Genomic DNA, 17623 nt, shown 5'->3' with positions numbered 1-17623 from the left:
AAGGATTTGGTATGAACAAAATATTCTCACTAAAATACAGCAATATCTCCGGTGGCTATATCGCGGTGGCCGAGATTTGTCGCGGCGCGAAAAAGTCGGGGCGGCAAAAGCGCAGTCTGGGGGGGACGCTGCTGCTGTTTTTGGGCGCCTGGCTGAGTGTGTCGCCGGGTATTGCCAGCGTGGTCAGCGACGAGATCCCGTATTCGGTATTTCGCGACTTTGCGGAAAATAAAGGGGTGTTTCAGCCCGGCGCTGAAAATATAAAAATTTATAATAAAGTGGGCGAACTGGTCGGGGTGCTTGATAAGGCGCCGTTTCCTGACTTCAGCTCCGCCTCCGCCTCCTCTGGTATCGCGACGCTGGTGGCGCCGCAGTACATCGTCAGCGTCGCCCATAACGGCGGCTACTCTGCGGTCTCGTTCGGCGCCAGCAGCGATGGCAGCAATAACTATTCTCTGGTGGACCGCAATGTGTATAGCGGGGGGGATTTCCATATTCCCCGGCTAAATAAAATCGTTACCGAAGTGGCACCCATCCCGATGACGACGGCGGGCACCGGTCGGGATACCTATAAGAACACCACCCGTTTCCCGATCTTTTACCGCGTCGGGAGCGGTACTCAGTACACGAAGACGCGAAGCGGGGAATTACGGTACCTGCAGGGTGCCTACAGCTATGTGACCGGGGGGACCATCGGGGTGCCGTTGATTTCAGATCACTCGATTGTCACCAACCCGGGCAATATCTTTGATCCGGTCAATGGGCCGCTGGCCAGCTACGGAACACCGGGAGACAGCGGTTCGCCGCTGTATGCCTATGATGCCCAGGAGGGGCGCTGGGTGCTGGTGGCGGTGCTGCGGGCCTACAATGGCGATTCCGGTGCCACCAACTGGTGGGTAGTGCTGCCGCCCGATTTCATCCGCGAGGAGATGGCGAAGGACAGCGATCCGGCGGTCACCTTTAAGACGGATCAGGGCGCGCTGCAGTGGACCTACGATAGCGGGGCGAACCGTGGTTCTCTTTCCCAGTCGCAGAGCGGCGCTCAGTTTACCATGCATGGGCAGGCGGGGAATGATCTGAATGCCGGTAAAAACCTGGTCTTTCAAACGGATGGCCCAGGTACGCGCGGTGAGATCCTGCTGAAGAGTCATATTAACCAGGGGGCCGGGGTGCTGACCTTTGACGCCGACTATAGGATCAGCGCGCAGAACGGGCAGACCTGGCAAGGCGCCGGGGTGATCGTCAACCCGGATAAGCAGGTCGATTGGCAGCTTAACGGCGTCGCCGGGGATAATTTACATCGCTTGGGGACGGGGACGCTGCATGTTAACGGGGTGGGGGTGAACCCGGGCGGACTGAAGGTGGGCGACGGGCTGACGCTGCTGGATCAGCGCCCCGATGCGGCAGGCAAGGTGCGGGCCTTTAGCTCCCTGAATATCGCCAGCGGCCGTCCAACGGTAAAATTGATGGCGGAGCGACAGATCGATCCGGACTCGGTGACCTGGGGCTTTCGCGGCGGGCAGTTAGACGTTAATGGCCATGATCTGACCTTTCACCGGCTGAATATGGCCGACGCCGGCGCAGTATTAACCAATAGCGCCAGCGAGGCGGCGACGGTCACGCTCGCGTTGAACGGTACCGCCCTGGTTCATGGTCAGTTCCGCGGCAAGCTGGATCTGGTCGCTCAGATATCGCCGTCGAATGCCCGGCTGATCGTTGACGGCGGCATCGATATTGACGGCAACGTCAGCGCCAGCGGGGGGCATCTGCAGTTTCAGGGGCATCCGGTGATCCACGCGCGCGATTACTCTACCGGTAGCCCGCCGGTCTCCACGACGCAGCCTGACTGGGAAGATCGTCTGTTTAGGTTGAAAACGCTGACGTTGACGCAGTCCATCTTTAGCCTAGCGCGTAATGCAACCCTGCGCGGGGATATCCAGGCCAATGCCAGCCATATCCTATTCAACGACAGCCGGGTGTTTGTGGATAACAAAGACGGCGAAGGCGTAGCGACGGAGATTAAGGGGGGGCAATCGCCTGCACCCGCGCCGGCGCGCAGTCGCTATCACGGCAATATTCACCTCACTAACGATTCGAAACTGGACTCTAGCGCGCTGACGCAGGGTGATATTAGCGCTGATAACAGCGACATCAGCCTGCTGTCGAGTGCCGAGCATCAGGGCAATATCGCGCTGAGCGCCGATGCCAGCCTGGCCCTCTGGGGCACGAGTCAGGGCAGCATCACGGCCGACGGCAGCCGAGTTTCCCTGGCGCGGAACAGCGTACAGGGCGGCGATATTACGCTGCGCAACGCGTCGACGCTGAAGGTGCAAAACGCGAACGCCAGCGCCGTGACGGCCTACGGCAGCCAGGTCACGCTGATGGAGGGCGGCGCGAACCAGGGGCGCATCGATCTGCACGACGGATCCACCCTTGACATCCAGCGACGTAATCACGGCGCGGTGACGGCGGATCACAGCCAGATCACCCTGGGTGAACAGGCAAATAATCAGGGGGAGATCGCGCTGCGCAATGACGCTGTGCTGCTCAGCGACGGCAGCACCACCAATGCGATTGCCGCCGACAATAGCGTGATTGTGCTGAGACACGGCGGGGTGCATCAGGGGACGATGACGCTGAGCAACGACGCGACCCTGTGGAGTCAGGCAGAGGCGAGCCGCGGCGCGATCTCGGCTGATGCCAGCCGCGTGATCGTGGGCGCCGGCGGCAGTCAATCGGGGAATATCACCCTGACCAACGGAGCGGACTTGATCCATCGTGGCGCGCTGCTGGCCGGTGAGATCACGGCGTCCGATAGCCAGGTGCTGCTGGACAGCGGCAGCGTTCATGTTGGCGCGACGACCCAGCTGACGGATAACGCCACCCTGACCGTGAAGGGGGAGAGCCGCGCCGATGCGATCCTGGCTGACAATAGCCATATCGTTCTTAGCCGCGGCGGCCAGCTGAAGGATCAGGGCACGCTGGCGCTGAAAAATGGCTCGACGCTGGCGCTGGAAAACCAGGATAGCAGCGTCATTACGGCCGCGGCCAGCCAGATTACGCTGGCCGCGGGCAGTGAGCACACCGCCGCGATCGCGCTGAGCGATCGCGCCAGCCTCGATATTCAGGGGCAAAACCGCGGCGTCATCAACGCGAACAACAGTCAGGTGACGCTGTCAGACGCCGGGCAGCACCGCGGGGCGATTAATCTGGCAGAACACGCGGCGCTGACGCTGCAGATGTCGCTGGACGCCATCGCGCCCCGCACGACGGTACGCGCCCTCGCGGCACGGCCGCCTCAGGTCGATGGCGATATCGATCTGCGCGGCGCCTCGACGCTGAACTCAATGGGGCAGAGCAAGGGAACGATGACCGCCGCCGGCGGTAGCGTCCTGAATTTGGGAGCGCAGAGCGCACATCAGGGCGATATTACGCTGAGCGACAGCGCGCAGCTTAACGCGGGGGGCCGCACCGAGGGGACACTGAGCGCCGATGCCAGCCGTGTGACGCTGCAGGCGGGCGGGCAGCATACGGGGGCGGTGGCCCTGAACCGTGGCGCTACGCTGACCATTCAAGCGCCGGCCCCGGCGCCGGAGGCGATCGCCATCAGCGCGGATGGCCGCGAGGCGATGCAGCTGCAGGGAGAGGTGACCCTGACGGCGGCGTCATCGCTGATCTCGGCGGGGAGTATCGATGGCGCGGTGAGCGCCTCGGAGAGCGCGCTGTATCTGCTGCCGGGGAGCCTGCACCGGGGCGGCGATATCGCGTTAAGCGATGGCGCGACGCTGGCGCTGGCGGGGCGTAATCAGAGCGCTATCCTCGCCGAGGCGAGCCTGCTGACCCTGGGGCGCAGCGCCGCACAGCGGGGCGATATTGCGCTTAGCCAGGGGGCGCGCCTCGTCAGCGAAGGTCGCAGTCAGGGGAGGGTGAGCCTGAGCGACAGTGAGGCCTACTTTGGGCCGGCGAGTCAGCACCGGGGCGATCTCTTCCTGCAGGGCGACGACGCCCATCTGGCGGTGCTGCCGGGGGCGTCGCTGCAGGGCGATCTGTCTGTCGACGGTGCGAGTCTGCTGCGCTTTGGCGTCCCTGATCACCGCGACCGACGGCGCCTTTATGACCCTGAGCGTGGACCGCCTGCACGCCGACGGCGTCGCGCTGGCGCTGCGCGCCGACGCAGAGGCCAGCGATCGGCTGGTGATCAACGAGCGCCTGAGCGGTGGTCACAATACCGTGCTGGTGAACTATCTGGAGCCGACGCTGCCGGAGGCGCCGCTGAACCTAAGCCTGATCAGCGCCCCGGCGGGCAGCGATCGGGAGACCTTTACCGCCCGCCGGCAGCATATGGGCTTTAGCGAGGTGATGCCGGCGCTGATCACCCGAGAGGCGGACCGTCAGCTGGACTGGGTACTGATCGGTTTTGATGTGGCGCCGGATAGCGAGCGTGAAGAGGACGCCGCCAGCCTGCTCGCGCTGAACTACCGCAGCTTTATGGCCGAGGTGCAGTATCTGGACAAACGCCAGCTGGATCTGCGCAACGATCCGACGGACAGCGGCGTGTGGGCTCGGGTTCTGCACGGGGCGGGCAGCGCGGCGGAAAACTACCGCGACCGCTATCTGCACCTGCAGGTGGGGGCCGATCGTCGCTATGGGCTGGGGGAAACGGGCGATCTGTTCGCCGGCGCCACCGCTACCTTTACCGATGGCCGGGCCAGCGGCGATGCCTTTAGCAGCAAGAGCCGTGCGCTGGGGGCCGGGCTGTACGCCACCGCGCTGTTCCCCTCCGGACTGTTTGTCGATCTGAACGGCAAATATGTCCACCACAGCACCGAGTACCAGGTCAGCCTGGCGGGGCTGGGGGAGCGCAAGGCGACCAACCATGCCTGGTACGCGCGCGCCGACGTGGGCTACCGCTACGGGCTGAGCGAGAGCGCCTTTGTCGAGCCGCACCTGGAGATGGTGTACGGTACGTACTCATCCACCCGCTTCGACTGGCGGGATCAGGGGATGGCGGTGTCGCTGGCTCAGCCGCGCTTTACGCCGCTGCTGGCGACGGCGGGCGTTGCGCTGGGCAAGCAGTTTACGCTGGGGGAGTGGCAGACCACGCTGCGCGCGGGGGTGGATTACCAGCGCGAGCTGATCTCGGGGGGGGGATACGCTGCTGCGTGACGCCAGCGGGCGAGCGGACGATCCGCGGCGAGCGCGACGCTCGGCTGCGCTATAGCCTGGGGGCTGAGAGTCGGATAGGCGACGCGCTGCAGCTGGGACTGGAGGTGGAGCGCAGCAGCCTGGGGGATTACAACCTGGACTATAGCGTCCAGGCCACCCTGCGCTATCGCTTCTAAAAGGAGGCGCCCGCGGGAGAGGCGGGCGCGAAGCCGGAGCATGAATGCACTGAGGGGCGGCGGGTGCGCCCCGAACGCGCTCAGCCGTTCAGCAGATGGCCCATTTTGGCGGCCTTGGTCGCCAGGTAGCGTTCGTTCTTCGGGTTGCGGCCGACGATCAGCGGAACGCGTTCGACGATATTGATCCCCGCCTGGGTAAGAATATCGACTTTGTTCGGGTTATTGGTCAGCAGCCGGACCTGGCTGACGCCCAGCAGTTTGAACATATCGGCACACAGGGTAAAGTCACGCTCGTCGGCGGCAAAGCCCAGCTGATGATTAGCCTCGACGGTATCGGCGCCCTGATCCTGCAGCGCATAGGCGCGGATTTTATTCAGCAGGCCAATGTTACGCCCCTCTTGGCGGTGGTACAGCAGAATGCCGCGCCCCGCTTCGGCGATATGCTCCAGCGCGGCCTCGAGCTGAAAGCCACAGTCGCAGCGCAGGCTGAACAGCGCATCGCCCGTCAGGCATTCGGAGTGAACACGCGCCAGCACCGGTGTCTCGCCGCTGATGTCCCCATAAACCAGCGCCAGATGATCGTGACCGGTGGCAATCTCTTCAAAGCCGACCATTAAAAAATCGCCCCATGGCGTCGGCAGTTTTGCCTCTGCCACTCGTTTAAGCTGCATGTTTGTCTCCACAACCATATCATTTTTGTCATCGTGACAGCGTCACCTTTTGCGGTGCTCACCGTGGATGTAGATGACACAGTGATGCGCGCGGAGTGCGTGACGCCTTCCTAACTTTGTCCTAAAAGCCTGACGCTATTTTGCCACAAAACGGGCGGCGATCCCGGCTTGGAAAACACATTTATTGCTACCCAGCTTGAAAAAAACGGAATAAAAATGCTGCATGAATAGCAGAAGTATTATTGGATATAGAGATCTGCGAGAAAAGGTTAACGGCTCAGGAACGAACGGATGATGATGATGGTCAAAAAGAGCGCGCCGGCGCTGCTGGTGCTGCTGGTGCTGCTGGTGCTCCCCCTGGCGCTGCAGGTGAGCGGCTGGCGGTGGTCCCCGGCCTCGCTGGGGGGCGACGGCCCATACTGGTTTGTCATCACGCAGAGCGTCAGCCAGCCATGGGGGATACTCAGCGCCGCGCTACTCGGCGGGGTGGTGGTTCGCCTGCTGGCGCTGCGCGGGCGGGCCGCGCTGCGACTGTTCCTGCTGCTGATGCTGTGCGTCGGCAGCGCGCAGGGCGTCAATGCGGGGATCAAGCGCTGGATCCAGGCGCCGCGTCCCTATGTTCTGAGCCTGACGGCGGCGGCGGGCGTGGCGCCCGCCGATTTTTACGCCCGCAGCGCGGCGGCGCGGCACGATTGGGTGCGGCGCCACGTCGCATCGCAGCCGGCGTGGCTGGGCGACCACTGGGCGCGGGAAACGGGGTTTGCCTTTCCCTCTGGCCATGGGCTGTTTGTCGCAACCTGGGTGGCGCTGGCCGCGATCGTACTGCCGCGGCGGCGCTACGCCGTGATGGTGCCGCTGTTGGCATGGGCGGCGGCGGTGATGTACAGCCGTTTTGCGCTGGGGATGCATTGGCCGCGCGATCTGCTGGCCGCCGTGCTGCTGGGCTGGCTATGGGCGCTGCCGTTCGGCTGGTATATTCACCGCCGGGGGCTGAGCGGGGGGCAGATTGGGTAAAATGGCGTCGCTTACCGCTGCGCAAATGTACCGGAGCACAGCGCGGATATAAGAATCCGGTGCCTTTCTGGCGGGCGGGGTTTCCATGCCCCATGACTAAATGTTAATTTAGAGATGGTTTCGATTTTTTAAGCATTATTCATTTGCTTAACCTGAACAACAGGAAGAAATGTGAAATATTTGCTGATTTTTCTGATCGTCCTGGCCATTTTTGTACTGTCTGTCACCCTTGGGGCGCAAAATGATCAGGTCGTGGCCTTCAACTATCTGTTGGCCAAGGGCGAGTATCGCCTGTCGACGCTGCTGGCGACGCTGTTTGCCGCCGGTTTTATCCTTGGCTGGGTGATCTGCGGCCTGTTCTATCTGCGCGTACGCCTGGGTCTGGCGCGGGCGCAGCGTAAAATTCGCCGCCTAGAGCAGCAGTTGGCGCCGACGGAGCCGCAGGGCAGCAGCGCCGCGGCTTCGGCTACGAAGGAATAACCGCTATGCTTGAGCTGCTGTTTCTGCTTCTCCCGGTAGCGGCTGCCTACGGCTGGTATATGGGGCGCAGGAGCGCACAGCAGGATAAACAGCAGGAGGCTAACCGCCTGTCGCGCGAGTACGTGACCGGGGTGAACTTTCTGCTGTCTAACCAGCAGGATAAAGCGGTTGAGCTGTTTTTGGACATGCTCAAGGAAGATAGCAACACCGTTGAGGCTCACCTGACGCTCGGCAACCTGTTCCGCTCCCGCGGCGAGGTCGATCGCGCCATCCGCATTCACCAATCCCTGATGGAAAGCGCCTCGCTCTCCTTTGAGCAGCGCCTGCTGGCCGTACAGCAGCTGGGGCGTGACTATATGGCGGCGGGGCTGTATGACCGGGCGGAGGAGATGTTCAGCCAGCTGGTGGATGAGGCGGATTTCAGGGTATCCGCCCTGCAGCAGCTGCTGCTGATCCATCAGGCGACCAGCGACTGGCATAAGGCCATCGACGCGGCCGAAAAGCTGGTGCGGTTGGGCAAAGATCAGCAGCGGGGCGAAATCGCGCACTTTTACTGTGAGCTGGCGCTACAGGCGATGGGCAGCGACGATCTCGATAGGGCGCAGAGCCTGCTGAAGAAAGCCGCGGCGGCGGATAAGGGCTGCGCCCGCGTCTCGATAATGCGCGGGCGGGTGTTCCAGGCGCTGGGCGAACCGGCCAAAGCGGTTGCCGCCTTTTCTCAGGTGCTGGAGCAGGATAAGGCATTTGTCAGCGAAGTGCTGCCGCTGATGGAGACGTGCTACCAGGCGCTGGGGCAGCCTGAGCCTTGGCATGACTTTTTGCGTCGCTGCGTCGATGAGGACGCCGGCGCCAGCGCAGAGCTGATGCTGGGACAGGTTATCGAGGCGCAGGAAGGGCTGGAGGCGGCGCAGGTGTACGTCAGCCGTCAGCTGCAGCGCCACCCGACGATGCGCGTATTCCACCGCCTGATAGACTACCATCTGGCCGAAGCGGAGGACGGACGCGCCCGCGAAAGTCTGCAGCTGCTGCGCGATATGGTCGGCGAGCAGATCCGCACCAAGCCGCGCTATCGCTGCCTGAAGTGCGGGTTTACGCCGCACAGTCTGTACTGGCACTGCCCCTCCTGTCGGGCCTGGGCGACCATCAAACCGATCCGCGGCCTGGACGGCCAATAGGCGCGATTTTACGGCGCACTGCACGTACGCCCTAGGCAGAGCGGGGCGTGCTGTGTACAATGCCGCTCCTGAAAAAGGTATTTCTCCGCTAACGCCAGATTCAGGAACCCACCATGTCAATATCTACTCCGATGCGTGCCCATAGCCACTCTCCGATCGTTGTCGCCCTTGATTATGCCGATCGCAACGCCGCCCTTGCGCTGGTGGATGCGCTCGATCCGCGCGACTGTCGGCTGAAGGTCGGTAAGGAAATGTTCACCCTGTTCGGCCCCGAGTGGGTTCGCACTCTGCAGCAGCGCGGATTCGATGTTTTTCTGGATCTTAAGTTTCACGATATCCCCAATACCGTCGCACGCGCCGTGGCGGCGGCGGCGGATCTGGGGGTGTGGATGGTCAACGTGCACGCCAGCGGCAGCCTACGCATGATGAGCGCGGCCCGAGAGGCGCTGCGGCCCTACGGCAAGGAGGCGCCGCTGCTGATCGCCGTGACGGTGCTGACCAGCATGGAGCAGGCCGATCTGCAGGCGATCGGTATCGACGAGGCGCCGGCCGACTATGCCGAGCGCCTGGCGCGTCTGACGCAGCAGTGCGGGCTGGATGGGGTGGTCTGCTCGGCCCAGGAGGCGGTGCGCATCAAAGCCGCCTGTGGCTCCGCATTCAAACTGGTGACGCCGGGGATCCGGCCCGCGGGCAGTGAGGCCGGCGATCAGCGTCGGATTATGACGCCGCAGCAGGCCGTCGCCGCCGGGGTCGACTATATGGTGATCGGACGTCCGATCACCCAAGCGGCGCAGCCGGCCGAGGCGCTGCGCGCCATTCTGGCGACGCTGGCCTAAATCGAGACGGGAGCAGGTAAAAATGCAAGAGAGTAACAGTCGCCTGGTCTACACCACCGACGCGGGGCGTATTAGTGAAACGGCGGCCGCGGCGCCGCGGCCAAAGGGTGACGGCACGGTGCGTATTCAGCGTCAGACCAGCGGACGTAAAGGCAAAGGGGTATGCGTGATCACCGGCCTGGATCTGGACGACGCGGCGACGCTGGCGCTGGCGGCCGAGCTGAAGAAGCGCTGCGGCTGCGGCGGCAGCGCGCGCGATGGCGTTATCGAGATCCAGGGAGATAAACGCGATGTGATTAAGCAACTGCTGGAAGCGAAAGGGATGCGAGTCAAGCTGTCCGGGGGCTGATCGTGCGCGCATTCTGACAAGAAAGCCGGCGTAAGCCGGCTTTTTTATCGGTGAGAGGGGGGATTACTTGCCCACCTGGTGGCCGATAAGACCGCCGATGGCGGCGCCGCCCACGGTGCCGAGCGCGCTGCCGTCGGTCAGGATTGCGCCGCCCAGGGCACCGGCGCCCGCGCCGATGGCGGTATTGCGATCGCGTTTGGACATGTTGGAACAGGCGCTGAGCGAGGCGGCAAGCGTCAGCGCAAGAGCAACTGTAGCGACGCGTGTTAAGGTACGATTCATATTGGGCTCCTTACTGCGTTCCGACACGTGTTGAGTATAGTCTATGCGCTGACGGAACAGGGGGATGACGGTGAGAGCAGTATAGGCGCAGGAGAAAGGGCGAACAGGTAAATAGTCTGATTTGCAGCGTCGCCCTACGCTGGACGACGCTGCGACGGTGGTGCTCGCCGCGATCAGCCGTGCGGCTGACGGCGTCGGCGCAGCAGCAGCATCAGGGTGCCCAGCAGTCCGCTGACCAGCAGAACCACCGGCAGGATGAGCAGGATGGACATCACCTGATCCTGGTGCTGTTTAACGAAGGGAATGTTGCTGATGGCCAGCCCCAGTCCCATGACCACGCCGACCCACAGCAGGGCGCTGAGCCAGTTGAAGAGCTGAAAGCGGGCGTTATGCAGCCCGGATAGCCCGGCCAGCACCGGCAGAATGGTGCGGACAAAGGCCAAAAAGCGGCCGATCAGCAGTGCCATCAGGCCGTGGCGATGAAACAGATTGTAGGCGCGCTGGTGGTACTGGGGCGGTAGCCGCAGCAGCCATCCCTGAACCAGGCGGGTATCCCCCAGCCAGCGCCCCTGCAGATAGCTGAGCCAGCAGCCCAGGCTGGAGGCCACGACCAGCAGGCACAGGGTGGGGAAAAAGGGCAGTACGGAGCGGGCGATCAGGGCTCCAGAGAGCAACAGCAGGCTGTCGCCGGGCAGAAAGGCGGCGGGCAGCAGGCCATTCTCCAGCACCAGCGTGGTGAACAGAATGGCGTAAATGACCCAGACGATATGCGGATCGCTCAGCACGGCGAAATCTTGTGCCCACAGTGCATGCAGGATCTCTTTAATGACTTCCATTACCTTACCTTAATTAACTGCGGACAGGCGCCTGGGGAAACATTGGATCGGATGCCCCTGACCCAGAGAGCGTAACAGACGCTGCGCCAGTCTGATAGACAGCGTAATTACCTACCCAATATAGCACAAGGCCGCCGAAAAACGGACGCGCTGCGATGTTACCATAAATAAAATCATACAATTGTAAATCAATCTGAAATAGCGTGCGGTAATGTGACATCGTCGGCAACGGGCTGAAAAACGGGGGGAATATCGGATGAACCGCAGACGTTTTCGTAAGCCGTTTGGGCGCCATCGCGTGGGCGAGGCGGCGTTTGCGAGGGAAACAGACTGATACAGAATGGTTGCCGCCACAACAGATTGGCGCTTTCATTGTATTATTGACGGATTAGGATAGTAGCAGACCGTTTTTAGGGGAAAGTATAATGAGTAAAGCCGTTCTATGGCTGGGTGTCGGCCTGATGGCACTGTACGTCGGCGGCGCGGCGGCGGAGCCCAATACCTCCGTGGCGATCGATGCGCCGCAGCCCGTCATCGCCTCCCACGCCGCGGCGTCGCCGTCCGCCGCACCCGCGGCACCGTCCGGTGCGGCGCAGGCGCAGATTAAGGTTCCCGCCGCCAGCCTGCGCTATGCGCAGGCGCTGCAGCTGGCATTTTATCATGAGGTCTACCGGCGCTGTAATCAGCAAAATAGCCTGTCGCCGCTGTATAGCGCCACGGTAGATGCGCTGCGCACGGTGACCTCGCTGGGGGAGAAGAATCGCCTGACGGATCTGCTGTATAACGAGATGGCGGGTAACGCGCTGGGAATGGCGATGGCCAGCGATCCGGATCGCCAGCGCTGCGCCGTGGCCGGCGATATTTATCAGCAGCTGCTGAACAGCGCCGCGCCCGGCGCTCTGCAGCAGGACTTCCGCCTGCAGCTGCCGGCCGATGAGCCGCCCCACGCCTAGCGCTGCGTTTAGGCGAGCCCCAGCTCTTTGGCGGCGTTGGCGATGATCTCCAGCGCCCGCCGGATCTTCACTTCAGACAGGGCGCTAAATCCAAACAGCATCAGCGGCGCGCCGTTGTGCTCCATATAGGCGCATTCCGAGCCGTTGCACATGCTTTGCAGCGTATCGAAGCGCACGCCGTCGCGCAGGCAGCGCTCGCGCAGCTGATTAACCCGCTGCGCCGGGAGATCGGTCTTCAGGGTCAGGTGCAGTCCCGATGAGGTGCCCAGCAGACGCGCGCGTGGAAACAGGGCGCTTAGCCCTTCGCGCAGCAGCTTCTGCCGCGCAGCGTACTCCAGCTCCAGCTTGCGCAGGTGGCGGTGATAGCCCTGATCCTGCATAAAATCGGCCAGAAACTGTTGATATAGCCAGCTGGCGCCGTGGTTCCACAGCGCCTTCAGATTAAGGATCGGCTCCACCAGCCGATCCGGGCAGACCATAAAGCCGAGCCGCATGCCCGGCCCCAGAGTTTTGGAGAAGCTGCTCAGGTAGATCACGTTGTTAGCGTCCTCCAGCGACTTTAGCGCCGGCAGCGGCTGCGTCCCGTAGAGGAACGTGGTGTCGTAGTCATCTTCGATCACGTAGGCGTTGGAGCGGCGTGACCAGTCGAGCAGGGCCAGGCGGCGCGCCAGCGGCAGGGTGCTGCCCACCGGATATTGGTGCGACGGGGTCACATAGGCCAGCGCGCACTGCTGCTCAGGCAGCAGATCGGTGCGCAGTCCGCCGTCATCGACCGGGATGGCGTGAATATGGGGAGCGAAGCTGTTGAACAGGTTCCAGGCGCCGGAGTAGCACGGCGATTCGACGGCGATGTGCTCCTGCGGCGTCAGCAGGGTGCGCGCCAGCAGCGCCAGCCCCTCCTGCACGCCGTTGGTGACGATGATGTGCTGCGGATCGGTGTGGATGCCGCGGGCGCTGGCCAGGTATTTAACCAGCTCCTGGCGCAGCGACAGCAGTCCGGCCGGAGGATGATAGCGGGTCATCAGCAGGTGCTTGCTGCGTGAGGCCTTGTTGTTCCAGCTGCGCCAGCGCTGCCAGGGAAAGGCCGACTCATCGGGATTGCCCAGGCTGAAGAACAGCGGGCTGTTGACGTCGACGTAGGTTTCCGGCGCCTGGGTACACAGCACGCTGGGCGGATGATCCAGCTCCTGCTGCGCCGCCGGGGTCTCCGGCAGATCGATGTGGCTGGCCAGCACGACGTTATAGCCGACGCCGGGGCGACTGGCGATGAACCCCTCCTGCAGCAGCTTCTCATAGACGGCGGTAATGGTATTGCGTGAGACCTGCAGCTTGCTGCCCAGCTCGCGAATCGAGGGCAGGCGTTCGCCGCACTGCAGCGAGCCATCGTGCAGGGCGGTATGAAACTGTTGGTAGATTTGTTTTTGCAGCGAAAGTGGGCTGTTACGGTCCAAAGTAAACGACAGCATGCCTGTTCCAAACGGGATCAATGACCTAATGGATCCACTATTATCACAGTGGATGGCGATGTGCACGCGGCATGCGCGGCTGTCCACATAAATTGTACGGCGCTGTCAGCGGTTGGCGTTTACCTTGGACGCTCAGGCAAACCACAGGTAGTAGAGATCAAAGGCCAGCAGCAGCAGTGAGACGGCCAGATAGAACAGCAGGTGGTGACGGACGTTATCGATAAAGCGGTGAATCAGGCGATTGAACATGGGCTTTCACGGCGCAGGAGACGGAGCCTGAGTATAGGTAAAATGGCGCGCGCCCTCAACCCGGGCGCAGACCGCGGCGTTAGGCCGCGCGGACGGACGCGACGTCAGTAAATATGGCGGATCAGGTTATACAGATAGCACAGTTCGATGCGATTCTTGACCCGGATCTTTTCGACCAGACGGCGCTTATAGGCATAGACGGTGCGCGGGCTGAGGCGCAGGCGCTGTGCGATACGGTGGTTGGGCGTCTGCTGCATCCAGTCGTGCATCACCATGATTTCACGCGTAGTCAGTAGCGGCCAGGCGCCGTAGCGCTGCTCCAGCAGGTGCGCCGGCGGCGTCTGGCGCGGGGCGTGACAGCAAAGCAGGCGCAGCAGGGTTGGCGTCATTTTTTTATTGATGAGGTAGATGTTGCGCTGAAGGTAGAGCGGCAGCTGCGTATAGGGATAGTGAGCCTGGGTGTAAATAAAGCAGGTCGCCCGCTGCGGATAGCGAAAGAATGCCTGCAGCGGCAGGTCGAGAGGATCGTGTTTACAATAAGGCGTCAGGTTGGCAAAGATAATATCTGGGTTTTTCTCCATTCCGCCGGCGATGAGCGCATCCAGGGTTGAGACATAATTAACATTTATATTTTTTTCATTTTGAATAAAAAGACTGATCCCCAGCCGGGTATAGCGGCAGGGTTCAAGCACCAGTAGTTCCATGGGGTATCCTTAACGCTGGCATCGTCCGTGTTTGCCGTTATCGCCGCTATTACCGTTGTGCCGGGGTGCAGGCAGGAATAAACGCATGCGGAGGGGCGCAGAGAGAAAACGGCGGATAATACAGGAGCACAGCCTAGGGTTTTATTACCTGCGCTGTCAATGGAAAATATATTATTGCGTCAACTAATGCATTATTTTTATCTGTAAATAATAAAACATATAAAGAATAAATTTATTATTGTCACTATTTTCGTTTTTATCAAAAATAATCCGATCGGTCGCGCGTCCCCGATCGGTAGAGGACTATTCCGTGCGCGGCGCAAAGCGGCTCAGGCGGAAAGGGGTTAAATCGTAGCCGGGCGCGGCGTCTGTCGCCAGGCGCACCACCAATTCTCCCAGCGCGGTGGCGAACTTAAAGCCGTTGACGCCCAGTCCGCTGACGATGCTGATGGCCGGGGCAGTGGGCAGCGTATCGATAATAAAGTGGCCATCCGGCGTCATGGCCACGCTGGCAATATCACCGTAGAGGCAGTCGCCGGTCTGGGGCAGAAAGGCGCGCAGGTAGTCGTGGATTTCGATATCTTCGCCGACGTCCCGCGCGCTGGGGCAGCGGGCGCTGGGCGAAGGGGGGATGAGGCCGCCATCGTAGCGCCCGGCCTTCAGGGCGCCGTCGACGGCGGGAAAGCTGTAGAAGTGGGCGCCCTGGGGCATCATCGTATGCAGGGCCGGGAAATGGCGCTGTTCGCTGAAGCGAGCGTCGGCCTGATACCAGGCAAAGGGTTTACACCGGGTTTGCAGCGGCAGCGTAGGCAGCAGCGCGCGCACCCCGGCGCCGGCGCAGAGGGCGACGCGGCGCGCCCGCCATTCGCCGCGCGGGCCGAGCAGACGCACGCCATCGCGCTCGGCCAGCACGGCGTGCAGCGGACAGTCAAAATAGGGGTGAGCACCCAGCTCAACGGCTTTTTCAAGCAGGGTGGCGATAGCCAGATGGCACTTCAGATAACCGGCGTTGGGCTCCAGCAGGGCGGCGTAGTGCTCCGGCGCGGTAATCGTCGGCCAGCGTTCGCGCAGCGCGGCGCGATCCAGGGCGTGGATGGCGATCCTGTGGGCGTGGGCGCTGGCGTGGATCTCGCGGAGAAAGGCGGTATCTCGCGGCGCCAGGCTGAGCACGCCGCAGCGGTGAAACAGGGGCAGGGCGCTGATCTCCTCTAGCGCCTGCCACAGCTGCTGGGCTCGCAGGGCCAGCGGCGTATAGATATCTCCGCCGGCGCCGGCGTGGCGGATAATCCGGGTGTCACCGTGGTGGCCACCCAGGCGGTGCGGCGGGCTGTGGCTGTCAAACAGCGCGACGCGCAGACCGGCCAGCGCCGCGTAGTAACCCGCTGCCGCGCCGACGGAGCCACTGCCAACGATAGCCAGATCATAATCCATATCCGCCTCCGAGAGGTGGGGCCCAGCCCCGTGGCCCGCGCATCGCCGCGGGATATGGATAAGTATATATCGGGATAGCGGGCGCTGCATGGCACCCCGCTATCGCGCGCGGCGGGATGGGAAAAAGAAACACCGCCGCGGCGGTGTTGGTGTGGAGTGTCGGCCACCGCCGTGGGCGGCGGGGCGGGATCGGACGGGGGCGCGGTGCTAATCCCACCGTCCCTAGTGCCTGATGTAGTCACTCTGCAGGCAGTCGCCGGACTCAATTTTGGCAATGCCCGCTTCCAGTATGGTGATCAGTTGCCGGGCAACGTCGGTGGTTAACCACAGGGTACGGTCAACCCGAGCATCTTCCGGTGGCTGATTCTGTGATGAAAGATAGTGAAGGCGGATCATGAGAGCGTCGTAGCTGTCTACGGTACTGATATCCCAACCAATAACGGGATGCGTCTGGATAACTTCATCCTTGCCGTTCATAAGACCCCCTTAAGCGTAGTGACTGACATGAGTTACTCACCAGGATCAATAAACGCATACCATGCGCTTTCTCAGTATATGCATCTCTGGGCCGCCCGGCCTATTTTTTCTGCACGCGGGGCGGCGTCGCTACTCGGGGTCGTCGGGAGAGAACCAGTCGTCGGCGCTTTCCCAGGTCTCCTGCAGGATGGTTTCGACGATTTCCCGATCGCTCTTGATGCCGCCCAGTATGCTCAGGCCGTTGGCGCCGGCCTGGCGCACCTGCACGGCGCAGTCGGGGTAGTGGCGCTGGATTCGGCGGGAAAATTCCTGGTGAAAGGCGTCAAGCGCACCCGGAGGCAGAGGGTTGCGCTTGTCCAACGTCAGTTCGATGCGCATGGGTAACTCCCTATGAGTAATTTACTGTAAATATATACAGCTATTATCTTAGGGTTGCAAGGGGCGCCCGGGATTTTTCTCTGCGCAGGATCAGCGGATGCCGTTTTCAGAGACTTTATCGACCGCGATGCCCAGCGACTCCAGCGAGCCGCGCTGCGCATCGCTTAAGCGGTAGTCGGTGATCACCCGGCTGATGGCGCCGATGGGCTGCAGCGGGTTGGGGTGGATCTGGCCGAACTTGGAGGCGTCGGTCAGGATGATGTTCTCCACGCCCTTGGCCAGCACGGCGTTGACCACCTCGGCGCGCATCATGTCGCGCCCGGTAAAGCCGGCCTCGGGATGAAAGCCGTCGATGCCGATGAAGGCCTTACTGAAGTAGACCTGCTGGATGCACTGGCGAGTCAGCGGGCCGACCACGGTTTCACTGCGCTTCTGATGCAGACCGCCCATCAGGATCACGTCGCAGTCGGTCTCTTTCAGCAGATGGGCGATATAGGTGCTGACGGTGACCAGGGTGACCTGCTTGCGCTCGGCCAGATAGCGGGCCAGCAGGGCGTTGGTGCTGCCGCTTTCGATGAAGATGGTCTCCCCGTCGTTGACCAGGGACGCCGCGTAGGCGGCCAGCTGCTGCTTCAGGGTGAAGTTAATCATCATGCGAGCATCGACGTCCTCGCTCTCTAGGGCGACGGCGAAGCCGTGCACCCGCTTGAGGTAGCTGCGTTTTTCCAGCTGCGTCAGATCCTGACGGATGGTGACCTCGGAAACCTGGCAGGTGCGGGCCAGGTCGGCGACGCTGATGCGACGCTGATCGTTGACCAATTGCAGAATGCGTTGTTGTCTGGCGTTCATAGTGTCCTGTGCGGGCAGACGGCGGATGCCGGTGTGTTTCCATGCCGTCGTTTTTCGCCATGATAACACCGCAGCCCGGCGGGATGAATACGCCGCGGGGCGTTCGCGCCGCAGAGGCGCGCGGTGGCGAG

General features: G+C 62.2%; 18 protein-coding genes and 1 pseudogene. 9 read left to right on the top strand and 10 right to left on the bottom strand.

Annotated elements, in window-relative coordinates; all coding sequences use genetic code 11:
- Positions 1–11: 11 nt before the first annotated feature.
- The 3 genes and pseudogenes from L1P05_RS10015 to L1P05_RS10005 form a co-directional block, all read left to right on the top strand.
- A pseudogene (locus tag L1P05_RS10015) lies at positions 12–2081 on the top strand (S6 family peptidase); the annotation flags it as partial.
- Between the two features lie 2032 nt (positions 2082–4113).
- A complete protein-coding gene (locus tag L1P05_RS10010; protein WP_071818523.1) occupies positions 4114–5166 on the top strand; it encodes an autotransporter outer membrane beta-barrel domain-containing protein in 1053 nt (350 codons plus the stop codon).
- Complete coding sequence (locus tag L1P05_RS10005) at positions 5163–5342, top strand: hypothetical protein (RefSeq protein WP_012848922.1); 180 nt, start codon at positions 5163–5165, stop codon at positions 5340–5342. Before L1P05_RS10010 ends, L1P05_RS10005 begins: the two co-directional genes overlap by 4 nt.
- Positions 5343–5422: 80 nt before the next feature.
- Here L1P05_RS10005 and ribA read toward each other — a convergent pair whose 3' ends face one another.
- A complete protein-coding gene (ribA, locus tag L1P05_RS10000) occupies positions 5423–6013 on the bottom strand; it encodes a GTP cyclohydrolase II (protein WP_012848921.1) in 591 nt (196 codons plus the stop codon).
- Positions 6014–6304: 291 nt separating this feature from the next.
- On the opposite strand from ribA, the gene L1P05_RS09995 reads away from it, so the two are divergent.
- The 5 genes from L1P05_RS09995 (at position 6305) to yciH (ending at position 9867) form a co-directional block, all read left to right on the top strand.
- Positions 6305–7027, top strand: a complete 723-nt coding sequence (locus tag L1P05_RS09995; RefSeq protein ID WP_012848920.1) for a phosphatase PAP2 family protein — start codon at positions 6305–6307, stop codon at positions 7025–7027.
- A gap of 171 nt (positions 7028–7198) precedes the next feature.
- Positions 7199–7507: a LapA family protein gene (locus L1P05_RS09990; RefSeq protein ID WP_012848919.1), complete on the top strand. Its 309-nt coding sequence runs from the start codon at positions 7199–7201 to the stop codon at positions 7505–7507.
- A gap of 5 nt (positions 7508–7512) precedes the next feature.
- Entirely contained in the window at positions 7513–8682 is a 1170-nt protein-coding gene (gene lapB / locus L1P05_RS09985) for a lipopolysaccharide assembly protein LapB (protein ID WP_012848918.1), read from the top strand.
- A 113-nt stretch (positions 8683–8795) separates the two neighbouring features.
- On the top strand, positions 8796–9518 hold the full coding sequence (pyrF, locus tag L1P05_RS09980; protein WP_012848917.1) for an orotidine-5'-phosphate decarboxylase: 723 nt from the start codon (positions 8796–8798) through the stop codon (positions 9516–9518).
- 22 nt (positions 9519–9540) lie between these two features.
- A complete protein-coding gene (yciH, locus tag L1P05_RS09975) occupies positions 9541–9867 on the top strand; it encodes a stress response translation initiation inhibitor YciH (protein WP_012848916.1) in 327 nt (108 codons plus the stop codon).
- A gap of 63 nt (positions 9868–9930) precedes the next feature.
- Here the strand turns inward: yciH and osmB are convergent, their stop codons facing one another.
- On the bottom strand, positions 9931–10149 hold the full coding sequence (gene osmB, locus L1P05_RS09970; protein WP_012848915.1) for an osmotically-inducible lipoprotein OsmB: 219 nt from the start codon (positions 10147–10149) through the stop codon (positions 9931–9933).
- 173 nt (positions 10150–10322) lie between these two features.
- The gene (locus tag L1P05_RS09965) at positions 10323–10985 is read right to left on the bottom strand and encodes a DedA family protein (RefSeq protein WP_012848914.1); all 663 of its coding nucleotides are present in this window, start codon (positions 10983–10985) and stop codon (positions 10323–10325) included.
- Between the two features lie 425 nt (positions 10986–11410).
- Here L1P05_RS09965 and L1P05_RS09960 point away from each other — a divergent pair, with 425 nt between their 5' ends.
- On the top strand, positions 11411–11938 hold the full coding sequence (locus L1P05_RS09960; protein ID WP_012848913.1) for a hypothetical protein: 528 nt from the start codon (positions 11411–11413) through the stop codon (positions 11936–11938).
- An 8-nt stretch (positions 11939–11946) separates the two neighbouring features.
- Here the strand turns inward: L1P05_RS09960 and pdxR are convergent, their stop codons facing one another.
- From pdxR to L1P05_RS09925, 7 genes are all read right to left on the bottom strand, one after another.
- Positions 11947–13404, bottom strand: coding sequence for a MocR-like pyridoxine biosynthesis transcription factor PdxR (pdxR, locus tag L1P05_RS09955; protein ID WP_012848912.1), 1458 nt, complete (start codon positions 13402–13404; stop codon positions 11947–11949).
- 132 nt (positions 13405–13536) lie between these two features.
- Entirely contained in the window at positions 13537–13653 is a 117-nt protein-coding gene (locus L1P05_RS09950; RefSeq protein WP_012848911.1) for a YceO family protein, read from the bottom strand.
- 104 nt (positions 13654–13757) lie between these two features.
- Complete coding sequence (locus L1P05_RS09945; RefSeq protein ID WP_012848910.1) at positions 13758–14357, bottom strand: LuxR C-terminal-related transcriptional regulator; 600 nt, start codon at positions 14355–14357, stop codon at positions 13758–13760.
- 303 nt (positions 14358–14660) lie between these two features.
- Positions 14661–15788, bottom strand: coding sequence for an N-methyl-L-tryptophan oxidase (gene solA, locus L1P05_RS09940; RefSeq protein WP_012848909.1), 1128 nt, complete (start codon positions 15786–15788; stop codon positions 14661–14663).
- A 222-nt stretch (positions 15789–16010) separates the two neighbouring features.
- On the bottom strand, positions 16011–16265 hold the full coding sequence (bssS, locus tag L1P05_RS09935; RefSeq protein WP_012848908.1) for a biofilm formation regulator BssS: 255 nt from the start codon (positions 16263–16265) through the stop codon (positions 16011–16013).
- Between the two features lie 129 nt (positions 16266–16394).
- Entirely contained in the window at positions 16395–16643 is a 249-nt protein-coding gene (dinI, locus tag L1P05_RS09930) for a DNA damage-inducible protein I (RefSeq protein WP_012848907.1), read from the bottom strand.
- 90 nt (positions 16644–16733) lie between these two features.
- The gene (locus L1P05_RS09925; RefSeq protein ID WP_012848906.1) at positions 16734–17492 is read right to left on the bottom strand and encodes a DeoR/GlpR family DNA-binding transcription regulator; all 759 of its coding nucleotides are present in this window, start codon (positions 17490–17492) and stop codon (positions 16734–16736) included.
- Positions 17493–17623 lie beyond the last annotated feature (131 nt).

It is taken from the genome of Edwardsiella piscicida, from assembly GCF_021733145.1.
GTDB lineage: Bacteria > Pseudomonadota > Gammaproteobacteria > Enterobacterales > Enterobacteriaceae > Edwardsiella > Edwardsiella piscicida.
The sequence above is the reverse complement of the archived record's forward strand: the minus strand, read 5'-3'. Positions and strand labels throughout refer to the sequence as shown.

What these genes read in the sequence shown, in the direction of transcription:
- solA (WP_012848909.1), bottom strand. Translation starts at nt 15,788, where the DNA reads ATGGATTATGATCTGGCTATCGTTGGCAGTGGCTCCGTCGGCGCGGCA.
- L1P05_RS09995 (WP_012848920.1), top strand. Translation starts at nt 6,305, where the DNA reads ATGATGATGATGGTCAAAAAGAGCGCGCCGGCGCTGCTGGTGCTGCTG.
- L1P05_RS09945 (WP_012848910.1), bottom strand. Translation starts at nt 14,357, where the DNA reads ATGGAACTACTGGTGCTTGAACCCTGCCGCTATACCCGGCTGGGGATC.
- L1P05_RS09925 (WP_012848906.1), bottom strand. Translation starts at nt 17,492, where the DNA reads ATGAACGCCAGACAACAACGCATTCTGCAATTGGTCAACGATCAGCGT.
- L1P05_RS09950 (WP_012848911.1), bottom strand. Translation starts at nt 13,653, where the DNA reads ATGTTCAATCGCCTGATTCACCGCTTTATCGATAACGTCCGTCACCAC.
- pyrF (WP_012848917.1), top strand. Translation starts at nt 8,796, where the DNA reads ATGTCAATATCTACTCCGATGCGTGCCCATAGCCACTCTCCGATCGTT.
- L1P05_RS09960 (WP_012848913.1), top strand. Translation starts at nt 11,411, where the DNA reads ATGAGTAAAGCCGTTCTATGGCTGGGTGTCGGCCTGATGGCACTGTAC.
- bssS (WP_012848908.1), bottom strand. Translation starts at nt 16,265, where the DNA reads ATGAACGGCAAGGATGAAGTTATCCAGACGCATCCCGTTATTGGTTGG.
- osmB (WP_012848915.1), bottom strand. Translation starts at nt 10,149, where the DNA reads ATGAATCGTACCTTAACACGCGTCGCTACAGTTGCTCTTGCGCTGACG.
- lapB (WP_012848918.1), top strand. Translation starts at nt 7,513, where the DNA reads ATGCTTGAGCTGCTGTTTCTGCTTCTCCCGGTAGCGGCTGCCTACGGC.
- L1P05_RS09965 (WP_012848914.1), bottom strand. Translation starts at nt 10,985, where the DNA reads ATGGAAGTCATTAAAGAGATCCTGCATGCACTGTGGGCACAAGATTTC.
- yciH (WP_012848916.1), top strand. Translation starts at nt 9,541, where the DNA reads ATGCAAGAGAGTAACAGTCGCCTGGTCTACACCACCGACGCGGGGCGT.
- dinI (WP_012848907.1), bottom strand. Translation starts at nt 16,643, where the DNA reads ATGCGCATCGAACTGACGTTGGACAAGCGCAACCCTCTGCCTCCGGGT.
- pdxR (WP_012848912.1), bottom strand. Translation starts at nt 13,404, where the DNA reads ATGCTGTCGTTTACTTTGGACCGTAACAGCCCACTTTCGCTGCAAAAA.
- ribA (WP_012848921.1), bottom strand. Translation starts at nt 6,013, where the DNA reads ATGCAGCTTAAACGAGTGGCAGAGGCAAAACTGCCGACGCCATGGGGC.
- L1P05_RS10010 (WP_071818523.1), top strand. Translation starts at nt 4,114, where the DNA reads ATGACCCTGAGCGTGGACCGCCTGCACGCCGACGGCGTCGCGCTGGCG.